The organism is Siccibacter colletis, assembly GCF_000696575.1.
Taxonomy (GTDB): Bacteria; Pseudomonadota; Gammaproteobacteria; order Enterobacterales; family Enterobacteriaceae; genus Siccibacter; species Siccibacter colletis.
Window position 1 is genome coordinate 271,410 of record NZ_JMSQ01000005.1, and the last position, 18,710, is coordinate 290,119.

Sequence of the window (18,710 nt, forward strand, 5' to 3'; positions counted from 1 at the left end):
TTATCCTTGGCTCTGCGGCTTCAACGCGGTGACGTGGATATAACGCCCGAGTTCGATCCAGGGTTGCTGCCGGCAGTAGCGGGTCTCCAGCTCCAGCAGCTCGTCATAGCACTCTCGCTGCTTATTTTTCTCGCGCAGATAATCATGAAACACGCGCACGCCGGTTTTGCCAGCGATCTGAAAGCCGGTGTGCTCCAGCCAGCGGTAAACGTCATGCGGCTGACGCGGGTAGTCCGGCGACAGCGTACGCTTTTTGCGCTTGGGCATTCCCTGCTCAACGTAGGGGAAATTCCCGGCCACCATGTTGTGCAACAGCAGCCCGTTAGCGTTGTAAAACATCAGCGACAACGCGCCGCCGGGCTTAAGGTTTTGCCACAAAATGTTGAGCATCGCTTCCGGGTCGGCGACCCATTCCAGCACAGCGTGAAACAATATCAGATCAACCGGGCATTCCAAATGCTGACCGATGTCCTGGGCGGCGCATTGTATAAAATGCATGTTGCCGCTCACACCTTTATCGGCAGCAAACTGCTGCGCCCTGAGGATCATTTCACCGGACAGGTCACACAGGGTAACGTGATGCCCGCGCTCTGCCATGCGACAGGCAGTTTGCCCCTCCCCGCCGCCGGCGTCCAGCACCCGCAGCGGACCGGCGGGCAGCGTCGCCAGCAGCGCATCCAGATCCTGCCACAGGATGGCCTGCCGCAGCTGCCCTTTCGTTGTACCGTAAATGTTGCGCGAAAATTTTTCCGCGATGTCATCAAAATTGCGATCCCGCATGGGTACAACTCCACAACGTAATGGGGGGAGAATGGCAAAAGCGCTATTTTGTCACAGCCAGACGGAGAATGAACCCGTCTGGTGTAATATCAGCACTGTTTACCCGCCGTATGGTTAAAAAAGGAACCGGATAAGATGCTTTTCACGCTGAAGAAAGTGACAGGAGGCCTGTTGCTACCGTTACCCTTTCTGCTGTTAATGATGGGCCTGGCCATTGCGTTGCTCTGGTTCAGCCGTTTTCAGAAAACCGGCAAGGGGTTGATGACCGCGAGCTGGGTGATATTACTGCTGCTTAGCCTGCAACCGGTGGCCGACGGACTACTGAAACCGATCGAAAATCGCTACCCGACGCTGCACACCAGCCAGCCGGTGAAGCACATCGTGGTACTGGGCGGGGGCTACACCTGGAATCCGGACTGGGCGCCCAGCTCTAACCTGATCGGTAACAGCCTGCCGCGGGTCACCGAGGGCGTACGCCTGTGGCTGGCTAATCCCGGTGCGAAGATGATTTTCACTGGCGCGCCGGCCCGCACTAACCCGGTAAGCACCGCCGAAGCGGGGGCGCGCGTGGCCGAAAGTCTTGGCGTGCCGCGCAGCAGCATCATGACGCTGGATACGCCGAAAGACACCGAGGAGGAAGCGGCTGCGGTGGCAGCGGCGATTGGTAAGGAACCTTTCATTCTCATTACCTCTGCGTCACACCTGCCGCGGGCCATGATCTTCTTCCGTCAGCAGGGGCTAAACCCGATCCCGGCCCCGGCAAATCAGCTGGCGATCGCCTCACCGCTTAACTTCTGGGAACGCATTATTCCGTCACCCACCTGGCTGATGCACAGCGATCGCGTTGCCTATGAAACGCTGGGACGCATCTGGCAGTTGCTGAAAGGAGTATCAGGTGAGCCAGGGGAGAAGTGATTTTGAGGCGGTGTCAAAGGCCTGGCGGTTCATGCGCCCGGTCTGCAGCAGCTGCGCAATCTCATCCCACAGCACATAGAGCCAGCGCCGCCACATAAAGGATTCTGCTACCGGCGCGCGCTGGAGATAGGACCAGAACAGACTCTCTGACAGGCCATCATCCAGCAGACGAAACAGATCGTACTCGCGCGGCGCCCAGAGCATAACGCCGGGATTGACTACCGCCAGCAGTTGGTCGCTGCGCGCGTCTTTCAGCATGTTGCGCAGGGTAAAGTTGCCGTGCACCAGCACGCTGTTATCGTTGAAGCCGGCAAACAGCTGGCTCAGGCACTCCCGGCTGCGAAACAGCAGCCGTTTATCCTGCATCGTCAGGCTGGTGTTGTGGTACTGATTCAGCGTGCTCCACAGCACTTCCACCCGCTGGCGATACCACGACGGCCAGATGTTCTCCTGGGTGCTGTCCACTACCCCCACGCAGCCGTGACTGTCCACCCGATGCCATGCCAGCAGCGCTTCGACGATCTGCTCTTTAAGCTGCTCCCAGCGTTCCGGGGTACGGGCCGGGGCTTCAACCGGCACGCCGCGCAGGCGCTCAATCAGCAGCACGTCCTGCCCCGGATGATCCTCATGCGTCAGCACGCCGTACACCACCGGCATACGCACGTTGCCCGATCGGGCCAGCAGCGAGATTTTCCAGGCTACCTGCTTCGCCACGCCCGGCGAGCTAAAGCTGCGCGCCAGCAGCGGCATGGCATGCCCCTGGCTGTCATACAACGCCCAGAGCGCGGTATCCGCTTTTTCATTGATGCATTCGAGACGACTGAGTTTTTCACCCAGCAGATGGCTAAGTTCTGCGCGAAGTCGATCCATTTGCCGTTACCCTTACAAAGCACAATGCTTTTAATAATGAGCGCCTGTGGCAGGGATGTCACCCGGTGGAGATCAATAAGCAGCCAGAAAGGGAGGAAAGGACCAGAAAAGCAGTACGTGGCACCCCGTGAGCGGGGTGCCAGGCGGGATTAACGCATTTCGAGACGCACGCGCTCCAGATCTTCCGCGGTGTCTACGCCAGTACCCGGTACCGCTTTCGCAACGGCGACGTGAATTTTCTCGCCGTACCACAGCACGCGCAGCTGTTCGAGCATTTCGATCTGCTCCAGCTGGCTCGGCTGCCAGGTGACGTAGCGGCGGATAAATCCGGCGCGGTAGCCGTAGATGCCGATATGACGCAGGAAGCTGTCGCCGATGGTTTCGCGCGACTGCGCAAAGCGGTCGCGATCCCACGGAATGGTGGCGCGTGAGAAGTAGAGCGCGTAGCCGTTCGCGTCGGTCACCACTTTTACCGCGTTAGGGTTGAACGCCTCTTCAGCAGAGTGCACCGGCACGGCCAGCGTCGCCATACCGGCTTCGCTGGCAGCGAGATTTTCTGCCACCTGACGCACAATCACTGGCGGGATCATCGGCTCGTCGCCCTGCACGTTGACGATTACCGTGTCATCGCTGAAGCCGCAGGCCTCAATCACTTCCGCCAGACGCTCGGTACCGGACTGGTGATCGGCGCGGGTCATGCACACTTCGCCCCCGGCGGCTTCGACGGCGCGCGCCACGTCCGGGTGGTCAGTCGCGACGATAATACGCTCAGCCCCGGACTCGCGGGCGCGCTCCAGCACGTGCACGACCATCGGTTTGCCGTTGATATCCACCAGCGGTTTCCCCGGCAAACGGGTTGAAGCATAGCGGGCGGGAATAATGACCACAAAACTCATGGCTTGCTCTCTTCCAGATTTAACGAACGGGCCTCATTTTCCAGCAGTACCGGAATGCCGTCACGCAGCGGGAACGCCAGGGCGTCGGGCTTGCAAATGAGTTCCTGATTTTCCTGATTGAAATAGAGTTTGCCGTTGCACACGGGGCAGGCAATGATTTCGAGAAGGCGATGATCCATAAATCCTCCGGATAAACCCGATAAGTCAGTGCGGGGAGAATATCATAACCCGCCTGAGGGTGACGTAATTTCCCATCCCGGCCCCCACTCGGCCTCCAACGCGGCAGGAAGCCGTTTACAGTCAACGCGCAACGCGCCCTGCCAGCGGGCAAAGTCGCTGATAGCCGCGTGCAGGCCCGCAGCCAGACCAGAGGTGACGCTAACGCCCTCTTCCAGCCACAGCGCGATAACCTCCAGCGTGCCGGTCTTGCGGTGCATCTTTGCATCCATGCGGCCAGCCAGCGTCCCTTTGTGCAGCAGCGGCAGGACAAAATAGCCGTACTTGCGCTTTGGCGCCGGGGTATAGCATTCAAGGCGGTATGCGAAATCAAAGAGCTGTTCGGCCCGCCGGCGATCCCAGACCACCGGATCGAACGGCGACAGCACGGCGCTGTGGCTGGCATGGAGTTTGTCCTGTTCAGCCAGCGCCAGCTCGGGCTGCCAGTCGCGATGGACCCACATCGCACCCAGCCCCTCGACCTGCACCGGCAGCGCTGTCCCCTGCTCCTGCCAGTGGGTTACCGTTGCTTTGGCATCGATTTTTTTCAGGCGATAGTAATCCGCCAGCCACTCGGGGCGAAAAATGCCCAGGCTACGCGCGCTGTTCTCCAGCATCACGGCCTGAGCAGCGGCCTCATCGGAAAGATGCAGCGCATCGTCCCAGTGCGGCATAACGCGGGAGGTTAAATCATAGACGCGCTGAAAATTGCGGCGTTCCACCACCATTACCCGGCCTGAGGTAAACAATCCTTCCAGGTGGCGCTTGTGCGGTTTCCACTCCCACCAGCCGCTGGCACCTTTGCGCGGATGCTCGAAATCCGCAGAGCGCACCGGGCCGTTTTGCTCAATATGGGTAAGCAGATGGGCGATTTCCTCGGCGTTATCCTCCATCCAGCCTGGGCGATATTTCCAGCCCATGTTTTCCGGGCTGAGCATGCGGTGACGCACCAGGCCAAAATCGCTGCGCGGCAGGAAACACGCCTCGTGCGCCCAGTACTCCATCAGTTCGCCGCGCGCCAGCGCCTCATCAAGCCAGCGTTGAGGATAATCACCTAACCGACTGAACAGCACCAGATAAGGGCTACGCGCCACGATATGAATGGTGTCGATCTGCAGCAGCGACATGCGGGTAATGGTGGCGAGAATATCATCGGGTCGCGCGCGACGGCGCGGTTTTTTCAGCAGCCCCTGAGCGGCAAGATGGAGATGGCGCGCAGCGCGCAGGGAAAGGTATGGCACGGGCATATCAGCATCCTGTCAGTGATGTCCCGCGCCACGCTCTCAGTGAAGCAGCGCCAGGATGTCGTCAAGCAAACGGTCGGCTTCAGGCTGACTAAGCGTTGCCTCCACCGGCAGATACCACCAGTTAGTGTGGGCAAAACCCCGGCACTTAACGGCATCTTTCTCAGTCATGATCAGCGTCTGGGTGTCATGCGCCAGCGCCTGCACATCTGACTCGGTCAACGCCTGATGATCGGCGAGGCCGATACAGTGAACCGGCTCCACACCGCAGGCCCGCAGCGTGGCGAAAAAGCGCGGCGGATGCCCAATGCCCGCCATCGCGACGACCTCAGGCAGGCTCGCGACCGGGCGCTGCTCGCCGGTCAGCAGATTGACGGCAAGGCCTGGCTGCAGGCGCATGGCGATCTCACCCGGCTGCGCCTTACCGCCGTTGGTTATCACCGCATCCACGGATTTCAGGCGACCAGCACGCTCGCGCATCGGCCCGGCGGGGAGCCACCAGCCGTTGCCGAAGCGGCGCTCGCCATCTACCACCACAATCTCTTTGTCACGCGCCAGCGCGTAATGCTGCAGGCCATCATCGGTAATAATAATTTGCGGTTTAGCTTCGTCCAGCAGCGCCTGCACTGCCTCAGCGCGCTTTGGCGATACCGCCACCGGCGCACCGGTACGCTGATAGATAAGCACCGGCTCGTCACCCGCTTCGGCGGTGGTGGTGTCGGGCGTCAGGATCAGCGGATAGCGTGCCGCTTTACCGCCGTAGCCGCGTGAGATGACTGCGGGCCTGATGCCGCGCTGCTGAAGTTGCTCCACCAGCCAGATCACCACCGGGGTTTTGCCGTTGCCCCCGGCCGTGAGATTCCCCACCACCACTACCGGCACCGGGGCGCGCCAGGCGCGACGCCAGCCGGCGCGATAGCTCAGACGAATCACACTGCTCACCAGTCCGTATAGCCAGGAAAGCGGCAACAGGAGTAGCCAGAGCGGGGATTTCCCCGACCAGATCTTATCGATCATTCGCCGAACTGCATTCTGTGCAGCTGCGCGTAGACGCCACCGTTCGCCAGCAGATCGCCGTGCGAGCCGCGTTCAACGATGCGGCCATCTTCCACCACCACGATTTCATCGGCCTGCTCAATGGTCGACAGACGGTGGGCGATAACCAGCGAGGTACGGTTTTTCTGCAGCTCATCCAGCGCCGCCTGAATGGCGCGTTCGGACTCGGTATCCAGCGCCGAGGTGGCTTCATCAAGGATAAGGATCGGGCTATCGCGCAGCAGCGCGCGCGCAATCGCGATACGCTGGCGCTGACCGCCGGAGAGCAGCACGCCGTTCTCGCCAATCACCGTGTCGAGGCCGTTATCCATTTTGTTGATAAAGTCCATGGCATACGCCATGCGCGCCGCCTGCTCGATCTCTTCGCGCGAGTATTGCTCGTTTCGCGCGTAGGCAATGTTATTGGCAATGGTGTCATTAAACAGATGCACGTTCTGGGAGACCAGCGCTACCTGATTACGCAGGGATGACAGGGTATATTCCCGCAGATCGTGCCCGTCCAGCAGGATTTCCCCGCTGTCGATGTCGTAGAAGCGCGTGATCAGGCTCGCCATCGTGGATTTACCCGAACCGGAGCGACCCACCAGCGCAACGGTTTTACCTGCCGGCAGGCTGAGGTTGATATCACGCAGCGCCGGGATCTCACGCCCCGGATAGGTGAAGGTTACGTTGCGGAACTCAAGATCGCCTTTGGCGCGCTCGATAACGCGGGTGCCTTCATCTTTCTCCTGCTCGGTATCAAGGATTGAGAACAGGGTCTGGCATGCCGCCATCCCGCGCTGAAACTGAGCGTTGACGTTAGTCAGGGATTTTAGCGGACGCATCAGGGCAATCATGGATGAGAACACGACGGTGATGGTACCTGCAGAGAGCGTTTCCATCACGCTTGGGAAGCTCGCCGCATAGAGTACAAACGCCAGCGCCAGCGAGGCGATGAGCTGAATAATCGGGTCGGAAATGGCGGTGGCAGAGACCAGCTTCATCCCCTGATGGCGCATGCGGTTACTGACTTTGTCGAAGCGATCGCTTTCAACTCTTTGCCCACCGAAAATCAGCACTTCTTTGTGCCCTTTCAGCATCTGCTCTGCGCTGGTAGTCACCTGACCCATGGTGTTCTGCATGTTCTTGCTGATGTTACGAAAACGCTTTGACACAAAGCGAATAGCAAAAGAAACCAGTGGGGCAATAACGATAAGGATCAGCGAGAGCTGCCAGCTGTAATAGAACATCATGATGAACAGGCCAATGATCGATGCCCCTTCACGCACCACGGTAATCAGGGCGCTGGAAGATGAAGAGGCGACCTGTTCTGAATCGTAGGTAATGCGTGAGAGCAGCGTACCGGTGGACTGCTTATCGAAGAACGCCACCGGCATCCCCATCATATGGCTGAACAGGCGACGGCGCATGTTCATCACCACCTGACCCGAGACCCAGGAGATGCAGTAGCTTGAGATATAGCTGGTGATGCCGCGCAGTACCATCAGACCGATAACCACCAGCGGCATCCAGATAAGCACCGAGCGGTCGGCTTTACCAAAACCGTCATCCAGCAAGGGTTTCAGAAGCGATAACATGAACGTATCGCTGGCTGCGTTGAGAATTAACGCCACCCCAGCCACTATCAGACCTGCTTTAAAAGGGGCAATCATCGGCCAGAGTCGGCGGAAGGTCTGCCAGGTGGAGAGATCTTTGTCGTTATGCATTCAAAAAACCAGCTTGTGTTGAAATAGCCGCACATTCTACCCGCTTACAGCGGACACGCCAAACCACTGATGGTACCAGCGCGGTAAAATGTGCTCCCGATAGCGCGCTATTTGCCAGCCATACGCACTAAAATTGACAGAAATTTGCCCCGCATGAGCGGTGTCGCTCCAGCGATAGCCACGCCGGCGATAGCGCGCGACCACCTTCTCTGAAGGCAGACGCCACGCGTTGTACCGTGCTACCGACGCAAGCGCCGCGCTGCCATCAACCTGCCCCAGCAGGGCCACGGTGGAGGACGTTCGGCTGCCGTGATGCGGCACCTGAATAATGTCGGCCCGCATAAACTGCCAGTGATGTTTGAGCATAGCTAACTCTGCGTCGGCTTCAATATCGCCCGTGAGTAACATGCTGTGCTGGCCATCGTCTACCGTGACCACACAGGAACCGTTGTTGCCGGTCCGCCGTTGACCAGGCAGCGGCCAGTGCACGGTAAACGACAGTTCCTGCCAGCGCCAGGCCTGACCTCGTTCACAGGGCAGATGTCCGGCCCATCCCAGCGGGCTTCGCACCGGTAACATTGGCCATGTCGTGAGAATGGAATCAAGCCCACCGCGGTGATCGAGATGCTCATGGCTAAGAATGATCCCTTCCGGCTGTAAATGGTGCCAGCGTAACCAGGGAATAATGGTTTGCTTACCGCTGTCCCCCCCGGCCCAGGCGTTCCCGGTGTCGTAGAGTATGGCCCTGCCATTGCGTTCAATAACCATCGCCAGCCCGTGACCAACATCGAGCATATGAACCGTCCAGCGTCCTTGCTCCGCCGGGCGAAAAAGCGGGAACAGCGCGGCGCACAACAGAGATGCCGTCACGCCCGGCAGCGCGGCTGCAAGCTTTAGCCGCCATAACACAATGGCACACCAGGGCGCGAATGCCAGCCACTGCCAGCGCTCGTCGACATCCAGCCAGCCTGTCGGGAGAGAGCCGAGGGCAGAAAACAGTAGCTCCAGCGAAGAGTCAGCGAGCCACCAGATACCCTGCTCTGCTGCGGGCAACGGCAGCAGGTGGAGTACCATTCCGCCCAGGATCAGCGGTACGCTGACAAAAGTAATGCCCGGCACCGCGATAAGATTGGCAAGCAATGACGTCAGGCTGATGCCATGAAAAATAGCAATTTGCAGCGGGATGAGCAGCAGCGTGATGCCGGCCTGAAGATGCAACATGCCATAGAGAATACGCACCGGACGGCAGCATGCTCCTGGCCTGAACGGCACCCACTGATACCAGAATAACAGTGCCGCTACCGCCAGTGCTGACAGCCAGAGGCTCTGTGATAAAACAGTCAGCGGGTCGAGCAACAAAATACCGCCGATGCAGCACAGCCAGCGCTGCCATCCGCTCCATTGACGCCCGCTAAGACTGATTGCGCCACAAATCGTTAATGCGATAAAGGTCCTGAGCGCTGGCGGATTCCCGCCTGCAAGCCAGGTATACAGGGCGGCAAAAACAAGGCCTGCAATGAGTGGAAACCGATGGCCTATCCGCCGGGCGGGCAAGCCTCGCTGCAGCAGTCGCGCCCCTCCCCACCCTATTCCTCCGGCAAGCGCGATATGTAGCCCCGATATCGCCATCAGATGCGCGGTACCGGTATCGCGCATCAGCGTTTTAACCTCGTCGCTGACGTTGAGCCGCTCGCCAAAGCCGAGCGCCAGTATCACATCACGCCACTCATAGCGCGCCAGCGCCGATGAAACGGAGGCGATATAGCCACCGCGCAGACTACAGCCGGCGTCGAGGACAGAAGCATGCAGCATGCGCCCCGTCAGCGTTCTCCCCTGTGACAGTGCGTGACGCTGGTTATCGAAGCCGCCTTCATTGAGCTGACCATGCACCGGACGAAGCGCAACAGACATTGCCCACCGCTGCCCCGGGCAGGCTGGTTCAGGCAGATAACTTCCGTAGAGCGTGACCGGGATAGCGCCAGGTAGCCATCTGCCTTCTCGCTTGATGATGTTAACCGTATGCGTGGTCGCACCATCCGTCGCGAGAATAACGGCCTCCACCTGCTGGTTTCGCCAGGTATTATCGTTGACTGGCGCAAGGGTCTGGTGGGCAATAAAGACGCCCCAGCAACCAGCCAGCAGCGTTGCGCCCACATAGCGCAGCGGCAGCGGCCCGCGCAGAGCGATCAGCGCGGCAGCCGTAGCCGCCACCAGCCAGCCGACGGAGGGCAGAGCTGGCAGTATCAGCAGCGGCATCATACCGAGGATTATACAGAGTGCTGTTGCCGGAATTGTCACGCGCCACCTCCATGTCGTAAGGCGTAGCGTGCGCCGAAATGCAGCCAGAGTCAGCACCAGGCTTCCGGGTATGCGAGACGTTATCAGCACTATCTATAAATTTGCTGTCGTTACATTTGTTGTTGCGATCGCCTTTGCACAGGCAAAATTAAGGCAAAAAAAACGGCACCCGAAGATGCCGTTTTTCCTGACGTAGCCATAAGGCTTAGCCATAAATATTTGCGCGGTCACGCAGCTCTTTGCCGGGTTTGAAGTGGGGAACGTATTTACCTTCCAGATCCACTTTATCGCCGGTTTTCGGATTACGTCCGGTGCGAGGTGCACGATAGTGTAAGGAGAAGCTGCCAAAGCCACGAATCTCAATACGCTCGCCCTGGGCAAGGGTAGAGGCCATATGTTCCAGCATCTCTTTGACTGCATCTTCCACGGCTTTCGCAGGGATATGCGACTGCTGGCTTGCAAGTCTTTCAATGAGTTCTGACTTGGTCATGATTCCTCCGGTTTCCTTAAAGGCAAAATTATCGTACAGCTAAGATGGAACAAGGGCGGCCGGAGCCGCCCTTAGCGCTAGATTACAGGCCTAAGCCCTTAATCTGTCAAGACGATTATTCGCCTTTAGCTGCCTTGAACGCTTCAGCCATAGCGTTAGAGAAATTGCCTTCTTCCTGTTTGTTGTTAACAGTTGCGATTGCATCTTTCTCGTCAGCTTCGTCTTTCGCACGAACAGACAGGCTTACTACGCGGTTCTTACGATCAACGCCGGTGAATTTAGCTTCAACGTCGTCACCAACGCTCAGAACCAGAGTAGCGTCTTCTACGCGGTCACGAGAAGCTTCAGAAGCGCGCAGGTAACCTTCAACGCCGTCTGCTAATTCAACTGTAGCACCTTTAGCGTCAACTGCAGTTACTTTACCAGTAACGATGGCGCCTTTCTTGTTCAATGCAACGTAGTTGTTGAACGGATCTTCCGCCAGCTGCTTAACACCCAGGGAGATACGCTCACGCTCTGCGTCAACCTGCAGTACAACGGCAGCGATTTCGTCGCCTTTTTTGTACTCACGAACGGCTTCTTCGCCAGCAACGTTCCAGGAGATGTCAGACAGGTGAACCAGACCGTCGATGCCACCGTCCAGGCCGATGAAGATACCGAAGTCAGTGATTGACTTGATTTTACCTTCAACGCGATCGCCTTTGTTGTGGGTTTCAGCAAACAGCTGCCACGGGTTGGATTTGCACTGCTTCAGACCCAGGGAGATACGACGACGTTCTTCGTCGATGTCCAGAACCATAACTTCCACTACGTCACCAACGTTAACAACTTTGGATGGGTGGATGTTTTTGTTGGTCCAGTCCATTTCGGAAACGTGTACCAGGCCTTCAACGCCTTCTTCGATTTCAACGAAGCAGCCGTAGTCAGTCAGGTTGGTTACACGACCGGTCAGTTTGGTACCTTCCGGATAACGCTTAGCGATAGCTACCCACGGATCTTCGCCCAGCTGTTTCAGGCCGAGGGACACACGGGTACGCTCGCGGTCGAACTTCAGCACTTTAACAGTGATTTCGTCGCCCACGTTCACGATTTCGCTCGGATGCTTAACGCGTTTCCAGGCCATATCAGTGATGTGCAGCAGACCGTCAACGCCGCCCAGATCAACGAATGCACCGTAGTCAGTGAGGTTCTTAACGATACCTTTAACTTCCATGCCTTCCTGCAGGTTTTCGAGCAGCTGATCGCGCTCAGCGCTGTTCTCAGACTCGATAACCGCACGACGGGAAACCACAACGTTGTTACGTTTCTGGTCAAGCTTGATCACTTTGAATTCAAGCTCTTTGCCTTCGAGGTGCAGGGTGTCGCGAACCGGACGCACGTCAACCAGGGAACCTGGCAGGAACGCACGAATACCGTTCAGCTCAACAGTGAAGCCACCTTTAACTTTGCCGTTGATAACACCGGTAACAGTTTCAGCGTCTTCGTAAGCTTTTTCCAGCGTGATCCAAGCTTCATGACGTTTAGCTTTCTCACGGGACAGCAGGGTTTCACCGAAGCCGTCTTCCACTGCATCCAGGGCAACGTCAACTTCGTCACCAACCTGAATTTCCAGTTCGCCGGCTGCGTTCTTGAACTGCTCTGCAGGGATTGCAGATTCAGATTTCAGACCCGCATCAACCAGAACAACGTCTTTGTCGATAGAGACAACGACGCCACGAACGATGGAACCCGGGCGGGTTTCGATTTCTTTCAGGGACTCTTCAAAGAGTTGAGCAAAAGATTCAGTCATATTGATAATCTTCAGGATTCTTCAATTTAACGTCCACCTGGCTTCACTGCCGGATGGGGTTGTTTAACATGCCCACTCACACTCCATTGCAGTGGGTACTTCAGAATGTGGTCGCGTTATGCGAGTGCCAGTTTCTCTCTGGCATATTCCAGCGCCTTTTCAATCACTTGCTCGATACTCAGACTGGTTGAGTCCAGTACCAGCGCGTCGGCTGCCGGCACTAATGGCGCTACGGGACGGTTGCGATCGCGGTCGTCACGCTCTTTTATCTCGGCCAAAAGGCGTTCAAAGTTAACACTAAAGCCCTTCTCCTGCAACTGTAGCATGCGGCGATGCGCGCGCTCTTCCGAAGAGGCGTCGAGAAAAATTTTTACCGGCGCGTCAGGGAACACCACGGTACCCATATCGCGACCGTCAGCGATAAGACCCGGCGCATCACGGAATGCGCGCTGGCGGCGTAACAGGGCTTCTCGCACGCGTGGAAACGCCGCGACCTGCGAGGCGGCGTTAGCAACGTCCTGAGTGCGGATTTCCGCGCTGACGTCTTCACCTTCGAGAATAACTTCGAGATTGCCGTTAGTTGATACAAAGCGCACATCAAGATGGGCAGCCAGCGGAACCAGCGCTTCTTCGGAGGTCACATCCACATGGTGATGCAACGCAGCCAGCGCCAGTACGCGATAGATAGCGCCGGAGTCCAGCAGGTGCCACTGCAGGGATTCCGCCATGGCTTTACACAGCGTTCCTTTGCCTGCACCGCTTGGGCCATCAATGGTGATTACCGGGGCTAATGCCGTCATCTTCTTCTCCTTTATTATCAGGCGTACCTGAACGTGAACGCCGCGCATTATACGCCGCAACGCCACAGACTGTTATCTTTACCGCGAAATATAGACGGGAATAGCAGCGAGTGCAGAAGAATTGGCCAGGAAAGCGGGGCCGACTTTCGTAAGCCCCTGTAAGGTATCAGGCTGGACGGCTGATACGGGCCAGCTGTTCGAAGTAATCCGGGAAGGTTTTGGCGGTGCACTTCGGATCGAGAATGGTGACCGGGGTATCTGAGAGCGCCACCAGCGAGAAGCACATGGCCATACGGTGATCGTTATAGGTGCCGATCTCGGCAACATTCAGCGTGGCCGGCGGCGTGACGCGGATGTAGTCATGCCCCTCTTCCACTTCGGCCCCCACTTTGCGCAGCTCGGTGGCCATAGCGAACAGACGGTCGGTCTCTTTTACGCGCCAGTTATAGATGTTGCGCAGCGTGGTCGTGCCGTTGGCGAACAGCGCGGTGGTGGCGATAGTCATCGCCGCATCAGGGATATGGTTCATATCCATATCGATACCGTTCAGTGCGCTGCGGGTACAGGCAATATAATCATCACCCCAGGTGATGGTTGCGCCCATCTTTTCCAGCACGTCAGCAAAACGAATATCGCCCTGCACGCTGTTGCGACCAATACCGGTCACCTTTACGGTGCCGCCTTTAATGGCTGCTGCAGCAAGGAAATAGGAGGCTGACGACGCGTCGCCTTCCACCAGATAGTGGCCCGGTGACTGGTACTGCTGACCGCCGCGCACCACGAAACGCTGGTAGCTCTGGTTTTCGACCTCAACCCCGAAGGTCTTCATCAGATGCAGCGTGATGTCGATATAGGGTTTCGACACCAGTTCGCCCTTGATGGCGATACGGGTATCTTTTTCCGCCAGCGGTGCGGTCATCAGCAGCGCCGTGAGGAACTGGCTGGAGACGCTGCCGTCGACCTCCACGTCACCACCGGTAAAGCCTCCGCGCAGCCGCAGCGGCGGATAGTTTTCCTGCTCCAGATAGTCGATCTGCGCGCCGCCCTGACGCAGCGCGTCAGCCAGATGCCCAATCGGGCGCTCTTTCATGCGCGGCTCGCCGGTGAGCACGATATCGTTATGGCCGAGGCACAGCGCGGCGGCAAGCGGACGCATCGCGGTACCCGCGTTACCAAGGAACAGCTCCAGGCTGCCCTGCGCCTGCAGCGGGCCGCCAACGCCGGTCAGTTCACAGCGGGTGCGATCTTCAGACAGGGTATAGCGCACGCCTAACGCGCTGAGTGCGGTAAGCATATGACGCACGTCATCGCTGTCGAGCAGGTTCGTCAGCACCGTGGTGCCGTGGGCCAGTGCCGCCAGCAGCAGCGCGCGGTTAGATACGCTTTTTGAACCGGGAAGATTGATGGTGCCGTCGACCAGCGCGATGGGGTGTAACGTCAGGGATTCCTGCATGAAAAATGTCTCAACTCAACAAAATAACAACCCCGCAGCCGGGCCGCGGGGAGAGAAAAAAGAAAAGGTTTCTTAACCGTGACGGCGCTCGAACTCTTTCATAAAGTCAGTCAGCACCTGCACGCCGGCAAGCGGCATGGCATTGTAGATTGAAGCGCGCATCCCACCGACCACGCGGTGGCCTTTGAGCGCATGCAGACCAGCCGCAAAAGATTCCTCAAGGAACAGCTTATCGAGGTTGCTGTCCGCCAGCTGGAACGGCACGTTCATCCGCGAACGGTTAGCCGGGGCCACGTCGTTGCGGTAGAAATCGCTGGTATCAATCACGCCATACAGCAGGTCAGCTTTTTGCTGGTTAATGCGGTTCATCGCTTCCACGCCGCCCTGCGCTTTCAGCCATTTAAACACCAGCCCTGACAGGTACCAGGCGAATGTTGGCGGGGTGTTGAACATCGAATCGTTTTCGCTCAGCACGCTGTAATCAAGAACTGACGGACAGGCAGTATTTGCCTTGCCGAGCAGGTCGTCGCGCACGATCACCAGCGTCAGACCGGCCGGGCCGATATTCTTCTGCGCGCCGGCGTAAATGACGCCGAAACGGCTGATATCAAGCGGGCCGGAAAGAATGGTGGAGGAGAAGTCAGCCGCAACAATGGCGTCGCCAAAATCCGGGGTTTCGTCGATAGCGATACCATCGATGGTTTCGTTCGGGCAGTAGTGAACGTAGGCGGCGTTATCAGAGAGCTGCCACTCGCGCATCGGTTTCAGCGCTCGCAGGCCATCTACCGTCACTTTGGCGTCAATTACGTTCGGCTGGCAATATTTTTTGGCTTCTTTAACCGCGCTCGCCGCCCAGTAGCCGCCGTCAACGTAATCGGCAGTTGTACGATCGCCAAGCAGGTTCAGGGGCAACGCTGAGAACTGGCCGCGTCCGCCACCGTGGGAGAACAGCACCTTATAGTTGGACGGGATCTGCAGCAGGTCGCGGAAATCTTTTTCCGCTTCTTCGGCAACGTGGATAAACTCTTTGCTACGGTGACTGATTTCCATCACCGAGGTGCCGAGCCCCTGCCAGTTGACTAACTCTTCCTGAGCCTGACGGAGCACATCCGTCGGTAACATTGCCGGACCAGAACTGAAATTGTAGACCTGAGTCATTTCCCCTCACCACGCTTGAAGCAATAAGTTTTTTCTGTGGCTATCGGTTTTATCATTGCCTGGCAGAGCAAGCAACGGGTAATCCTGCCCGGCGGGAAAATGTGCGTAAAATCACACAACAGATTGTTCCGGCTACGCTGCGCCGGGGGCGTTAAATACGCTGTCAGGTGATGCGCTTCGCCACGCTTGCTTTCACCCACACGTGGTTTCCGCAGCGCGGACAAGGCTCTTTCGCCCCTGCGCGTAGCATCAGCACTTCGCTACAGCGGATGCAGGCGTAGTGACCATCCACCGGCGCGACCCGGAAACGCTCATTGCAGTACTCAGGCAGAATCGACAGCCCGGGTCGCACTTCGTCGTCAGGGTAATAGTAAACGCTTATCTGTCCGCTTGTTTCCAGAATGGCCAGCCGCACCTGCCCGAGATGCTCTACCCCGCAGCCGCGCATCTCCATGAAGAACTCAAATTCGGTAAGATTTTCCGCGTTAAGCTTGTCCCAGGCCAGTTCACCCTCTTCGACGATAATGACGGGTTTACCCTCAAAGAAATTTTCCATGCGCTCGCTGTGGGTCATCAACCAGATCACTAACCGGTAGAGCAAGGCCAGGGTCATAAATACGACAAACACCGGGATCATCGGCACGTCGTCATAAAACGCCACGTCCCCCGCCGCCGAGCCGAGCGTCAGAATGATCAGCACCTCAAACAGCGACATCTGACGCACGCTGCGCCGACCGGTCAGTTTCAGAAACGCGAAAACGAGGATGAAGGTATACAGACTGCGGGTTGCCACTTCCCATAAAAAGTCCGGCGGCGCCTTGTCGAAGGCCATGCGCTGGAGGTCGAACGTTTTCATATTTTTAGCTGCCATTACAGTAGGTTATTCAGCTTAATAATAGCCTGAAGATTTATTTTCGCCTGTACGGCCGGGAGGATAGCGCCTGTCAGCTAAAACCCGTATCATTGCGCACTTTGCGTACGACTAAAGTGAAACCCTCATGAATCAAACTTTCATCCCTGGCAAAGATGCCGCCCTGGAAGACTCCATCGCTCGCTTTCAGCAACAGCTGAGCGATCTCGGTTTCAACATTGAAGAGGCGTCCTGGCTGAACCCGGTGCCGAACGTCTGGTCGGTTCATATTCGCGATAAAGAGTGCGCCTTGTGCTTTACCAATGGTAAAGGCGCAACCAAAAAAGCGGCGCTGGCTTCAGCGCTGGGCGAATACTTTGAGCGTCTTTCCACTAACTATTTCTTTGCTGATTTCTGGCTGGGCGACGCCATCGCCAATGGCCCGTTCGTGCACTACCCGAACGAGAAATGGTTCCCGCTGACCGAGGATGATTCACTGCCCGAGGGGATCCTCGACGCCCGTCTGCGTGCGTTTTACGATCCGGAGAACGAGCTGGCTGCCAGCATGCTGATCGACCTGCAGTCCGGAAATGAAGAGCGTGGCATCTGCGCCCTGCCCTTCACCCGTCAGTCTGACGAGCAGACCGTCTATATTCCGATGAACATCGTCGGTAATCTCTACGTCTCTAACGGCATGTCGGCGGGCAACACCCGCAATGAAGCGCGCGTGCAGGGGTTATCTGAAGTATTCGAACGCCACATCAAAAACCGCATTATCGCGGAAAGCATCAGCCTGCCGGAAATTCCGCAGGAGGTGCTGGCGCGCTATCCGGGCGTGGTAGAAGCCATTGCGAAGCTCGAAGCGGAAGGCTTCCCGATTTTTGCCTACGACGGCTCGCTGGGCGGCAAATACCCGGTGATCTGCGTGGTGCTGTTCAATCCGGCAAACGGCACCTGTTTCGCTTCTTTCGGTGCTCACCCGGACTTCGGCGTGGCGCTTGAGCGTACCGTTACCGAACTGCTGCAGGGCCGCGGTCTGAAAGACCTCGACGTCTTCACTCCGCCCACCTTCGATGACGAAGAAGTGGCTGAGCACGCCAACCTGGAAACCCACTTTATCGACTCCAGCGGTCTTATCTCCTGGGATCTGTTTAAGCAGGACGCCGACTATACGTTCGTGGACTGGAGCTTTGCCGGCACCACCGAACAAGAGTTCGCGACCCTGATGGCGATCTTCAAAAGTGAAGATAAAGAAGTCTATATCGCCGACTATCAGCATCTGGACGTGTACGCCTGCCGTATCATCGTTCCGGGCATGTCTGATATCTATCCGGCGGAAGATCTGTGGCTGGCAAACAACAGTATGGGTGCGCACCTGCGCGAAACGCTGCTTTCTCTGCCGGGAAGCGAGTGGGAAAAAGAGGACTACCTCAATCTCATTGCCCAGCTGGATGAAGAAGGCCATGACGACTTTACCCGCGTGCGCGAGCTGCTGGGCATTGCTACCGGAAAAGACAACGGCTGGTTTACCCTGCGCATCGGCGAGCTGAAAGCGATGCTGGCGCTGGCGGGCGGCGACCTCGATCAGGCGCTGATCTGGACTGAGTGGACCATGGAGTTCAACGCCTCGCTGTTCAGCCCGGCGCGTGCCAACTACTATCGCTGCCTCCAGACGCTGCTGTTGCTGGCGATGGAAGATGAGCGCGATCCGCTGCAGTACCATCACGCGTTTGTACGCATGTACGGTGCTGACGCGGTCGAAGCGGCAAGCGCGGCCATCAGCGGTGAAGAGCCGTTCTATGGCCTGCAGCCAGCCGACGGCTCGCTGGAAGCCTTCCCGGCGCATCAGGCACTGTTGGCGGCCTACGAAAAATTACAGCGCGCCAAAGCGGCATACTGGAAAACAAACTAAGCGGTAATTAAATAACGTTAATTTCCGTTCATGTTAACGCATCATCAAGGGGCAAAATGTTGCCCCTTTTTTATTAATAAAAATGAAACTAATCTGGTTTGTAATAGATAAGTTAAATGATGGTTGTTGATATTTATTTTATTAGGCTAAATTGCAACTTTCAGTCGTGAATACTCCATTCTAATTAACCAGAACAGACGTATCAAAAGCTATTAATTCAACTCATTTTGTAAATATTAAAATTTATTTTTTATTTATATTACAATTAGTTATCCGA

The 18,710-nt window shown here is 57.1% G+C and carries 16 protein-coding genes; 2 read left to right on the plus strand and 14 right to left on the minus strand.

Annotated elements, in window-relative coordinates; all coding sequences use genetic code 11:
* Nucleotides 1–780 (minus strand): tRNA uridine 5-oxyacetic acid(34) methyltransferase CmoM, encoded by a 780-nt coding sequence (gene cmoM, locus ET34_RS0105595; RefSeq protein ID WP_031520188.1) that lies wholly within the window; start codon nucleotides 778–780, stop codon nucleotides 1–3.
* 135 nt (nucleotides 781–915) lie between these two features.
* Between cmoM and elyC the strand changes: the two genes are divergently transcribed.
* Nucleotides 916–1,695, plus strand: a complete 780-nt coding sequence (elyC, locus tag ET34_RS0105600) for an envelope biogenesis factor ElyC (RefSeq protein WP_031520189.1) — start codon at nucleotides 916–918, stop codon at nucleotides 1,693–1,695.
* On the opposite strand, the gene ET34_RS0105605 is transcribed toward elyC, so the two are convergent.
* The 13 genes from ET34_RS0105605 to ET34_RS0105670 all read right to left on the minus strand — a co-directional run bounded on the left by ET34_RS0105605 (nucleotide 1,672) and on the right by ET34_RS0105670 (nucleotide 16,527).
* Entirely contained in the window at nucleotides 1,672–2,565 is an 894-nt protein-coding gene (locus ET34_RS0105605) for a YcbJ family phosphotransferase (protein ID WP_031520190.1), read from the minus strand. The two genes, elyC and ET34_RS0105605, sit on opposite strands and share 24 nt — an antisense overlap.
* Nucleotides 2,566–2,714: 149 nt before the next feature.
* The gene (kdsB, locus tag ET34_RS0105610) at nucleotides 2,715–3,461 is read right to left on the minus strand and encodes a 3-deoxy-manno-octulosonate cytidylyltransferase (RefSeq protein ID WP_031520191.1); all 747 of its coding nucleotides are present in this window, start codon (nucleotides 3,459–3,461) and stop codon (nucleotides 2,715–2,717) included.
* Nucleotides 3,458–3,640, minus strand: a complete 183-nt coding sequence (ycaR, locus tag ET34_RS0105615; RefSeq protein ID WP_031520192.1) for a protein YcaR — start codon at nucleotides 3,638–3,640, stop codon at nucleotides 3,458–3,460. The genes kdsB and ycaR overlap by 4 nt, the downstream gene beginning before the upstream one ends.
* A gap of 42 nt (nucleotides 3,641–3,682) precedes the next feature.
* Nucleotides 3,683–4,924 (minus strand): winged helix-turn-helix domain-containing protein, encoded by a 1,242-nt coding sequence (locus ET34_RS0105620; protein WP_031520194.1) that lies wholly within the window; start codon nucleotides 4,922–4,924, stop codon nucleotides 3,683–3,685.
* 36 nt (nucleotides 4,925–4,960) lie between these two features.
* Nucleotides 4,961–5,938, minus strand: a complete 978-nt coding sequence (gene lpxK / locus ET34_RS0105625; RefSeq protein ID WP_031520195.1) for a tetraacyldisaccharide 4'-kinase — start codon at nucleotides 5,936–5,938, stop codon at nucleotides 4,961–4,963.
* Nucleotides 5,935–7,683: a lipid A ABC transporter ATP-binding protein/permease MsbA gene (gene msbA, locus ET34_RS0105630; RefSeq protein ID WP_031520197.1), complete on the minus strand. Its 1,749-nt coding sequence runs from the start codon at nucleotides 7,681–7,683 to the stop codon at nucleotides 5,935–5,937. The genes lpxK and msbA overlap by 4 nt, the downstream gene beginning before the upstream one ends.
* Before the next feature lie 36 nt (nucleotides 7,684–7,719).
* Nucleotides 7,720–9,981, minus strand: a complete 2,262-nt coding sequence (locus tag ET34_RS0105635; protein WP_031520199.1) for a ComEC family protein — start codon at nucleotides 9,979–9,981, stop codon at nucleotides 7,720–7,722.
* 205 nt (nucleotides 9,982–10,186) lie between these two features.
* Nucleotides 10,187–10,471 carry an integration host factor subunit beta gene (gene ihfB / locus ET34_RS0105645; RefSeq protein WP_031520200.1) on the minus strand — a complete coding sequence of 95 codons (285 nt, stop codon included), beginning with the start codon at nucleotides 10,469–10,471 and terminating at the stop codon, nucleotides 10,187–10,189.
* Between the two features lie 115 nt (nucleotides 10,472–10,586).
* A complete protein-coding gene (rpsA, locus tag ET34_RS0105650) occupies nucleotides 10,587–12,260 on the minus strand; it encodes a 30S ribosomal protein S1 (protein ID WP_031520202.1) in 1,674 nt (557 codons plus the stop codon).
* A 116-nt stretch (nucleotides 12,261–12,376) separates the two neighbouring features.
* Nucleotides 12,377–13,060, minus strand: a complete 684-nt coding sequence (gene cmk / locus ET34_RS0105655; RefSeq protein WP_031520204.1) for a (d)CMP kinase — start codon at nucleotides 13,058–13,060, stop codon at nucleotides 12,377–12,379.
* A gap of 166 nt (nucleotides 13,061–13,226) precedes the next feature.
* Nucleotides 13,227–14,513 (minus strand): 3-phosphoshikimate 1-carboxyvinyltransferase, encoded by a 1,287-nt coding sequence (gene aroA / locus ET34_RS0105660; protein WP_031520206.1) that lies wholly within the window; start codon nucleotides 14,511–14,513, stop codon nucleotides 13,227–13,229.
* Between the two features lie 72 nt (nucleotides 14,514–14,585).
* A complete protein-coding gene (gene serC, locus ET34_RS0105665) occupies nucleotides 14,586–15,671 on the minus strand; it encodes a 3-phosphoserine/phosphohydroxythreonine transaminase (RefSeq protein WP_031520208.1) in 1,086 nt (361 codons plus the stop codon).
* 163 nt (nucleotides 15,672–15,834) lie between these two features.
* Entirely contained in the window at nucleotides 15,835–16,527 is a 693-nt protein-coding gene (locus tag ET34_RS0105670; protein WP_031520209.1) for a DUF421 domain-containing protein, read from the minus strand.
* Between the two features lie 142 nt (nucleotides 16,528–16,669).
* Here ET34_RS0105670 and ycaO point away from each other — a divergent pair, with 142 nt between their 5' ends.
* Nucleotides 16,670–18,433 (plus strand): 30S ribosomal protein S12 methylthiotransferase accessory factor YcaO, encoded by a 1,764-nt coding sequence (gene ycaO / locus ET34_RS0105675; RefSeq protein WP_031520211.1) that lies wholly within the window; start codon nucleotides 16,670–16,672, stop codon nucleotides 18,431–18,433.
* Nucleotides 18,434–18,710 lie beyond the last annotated feature (277 nt).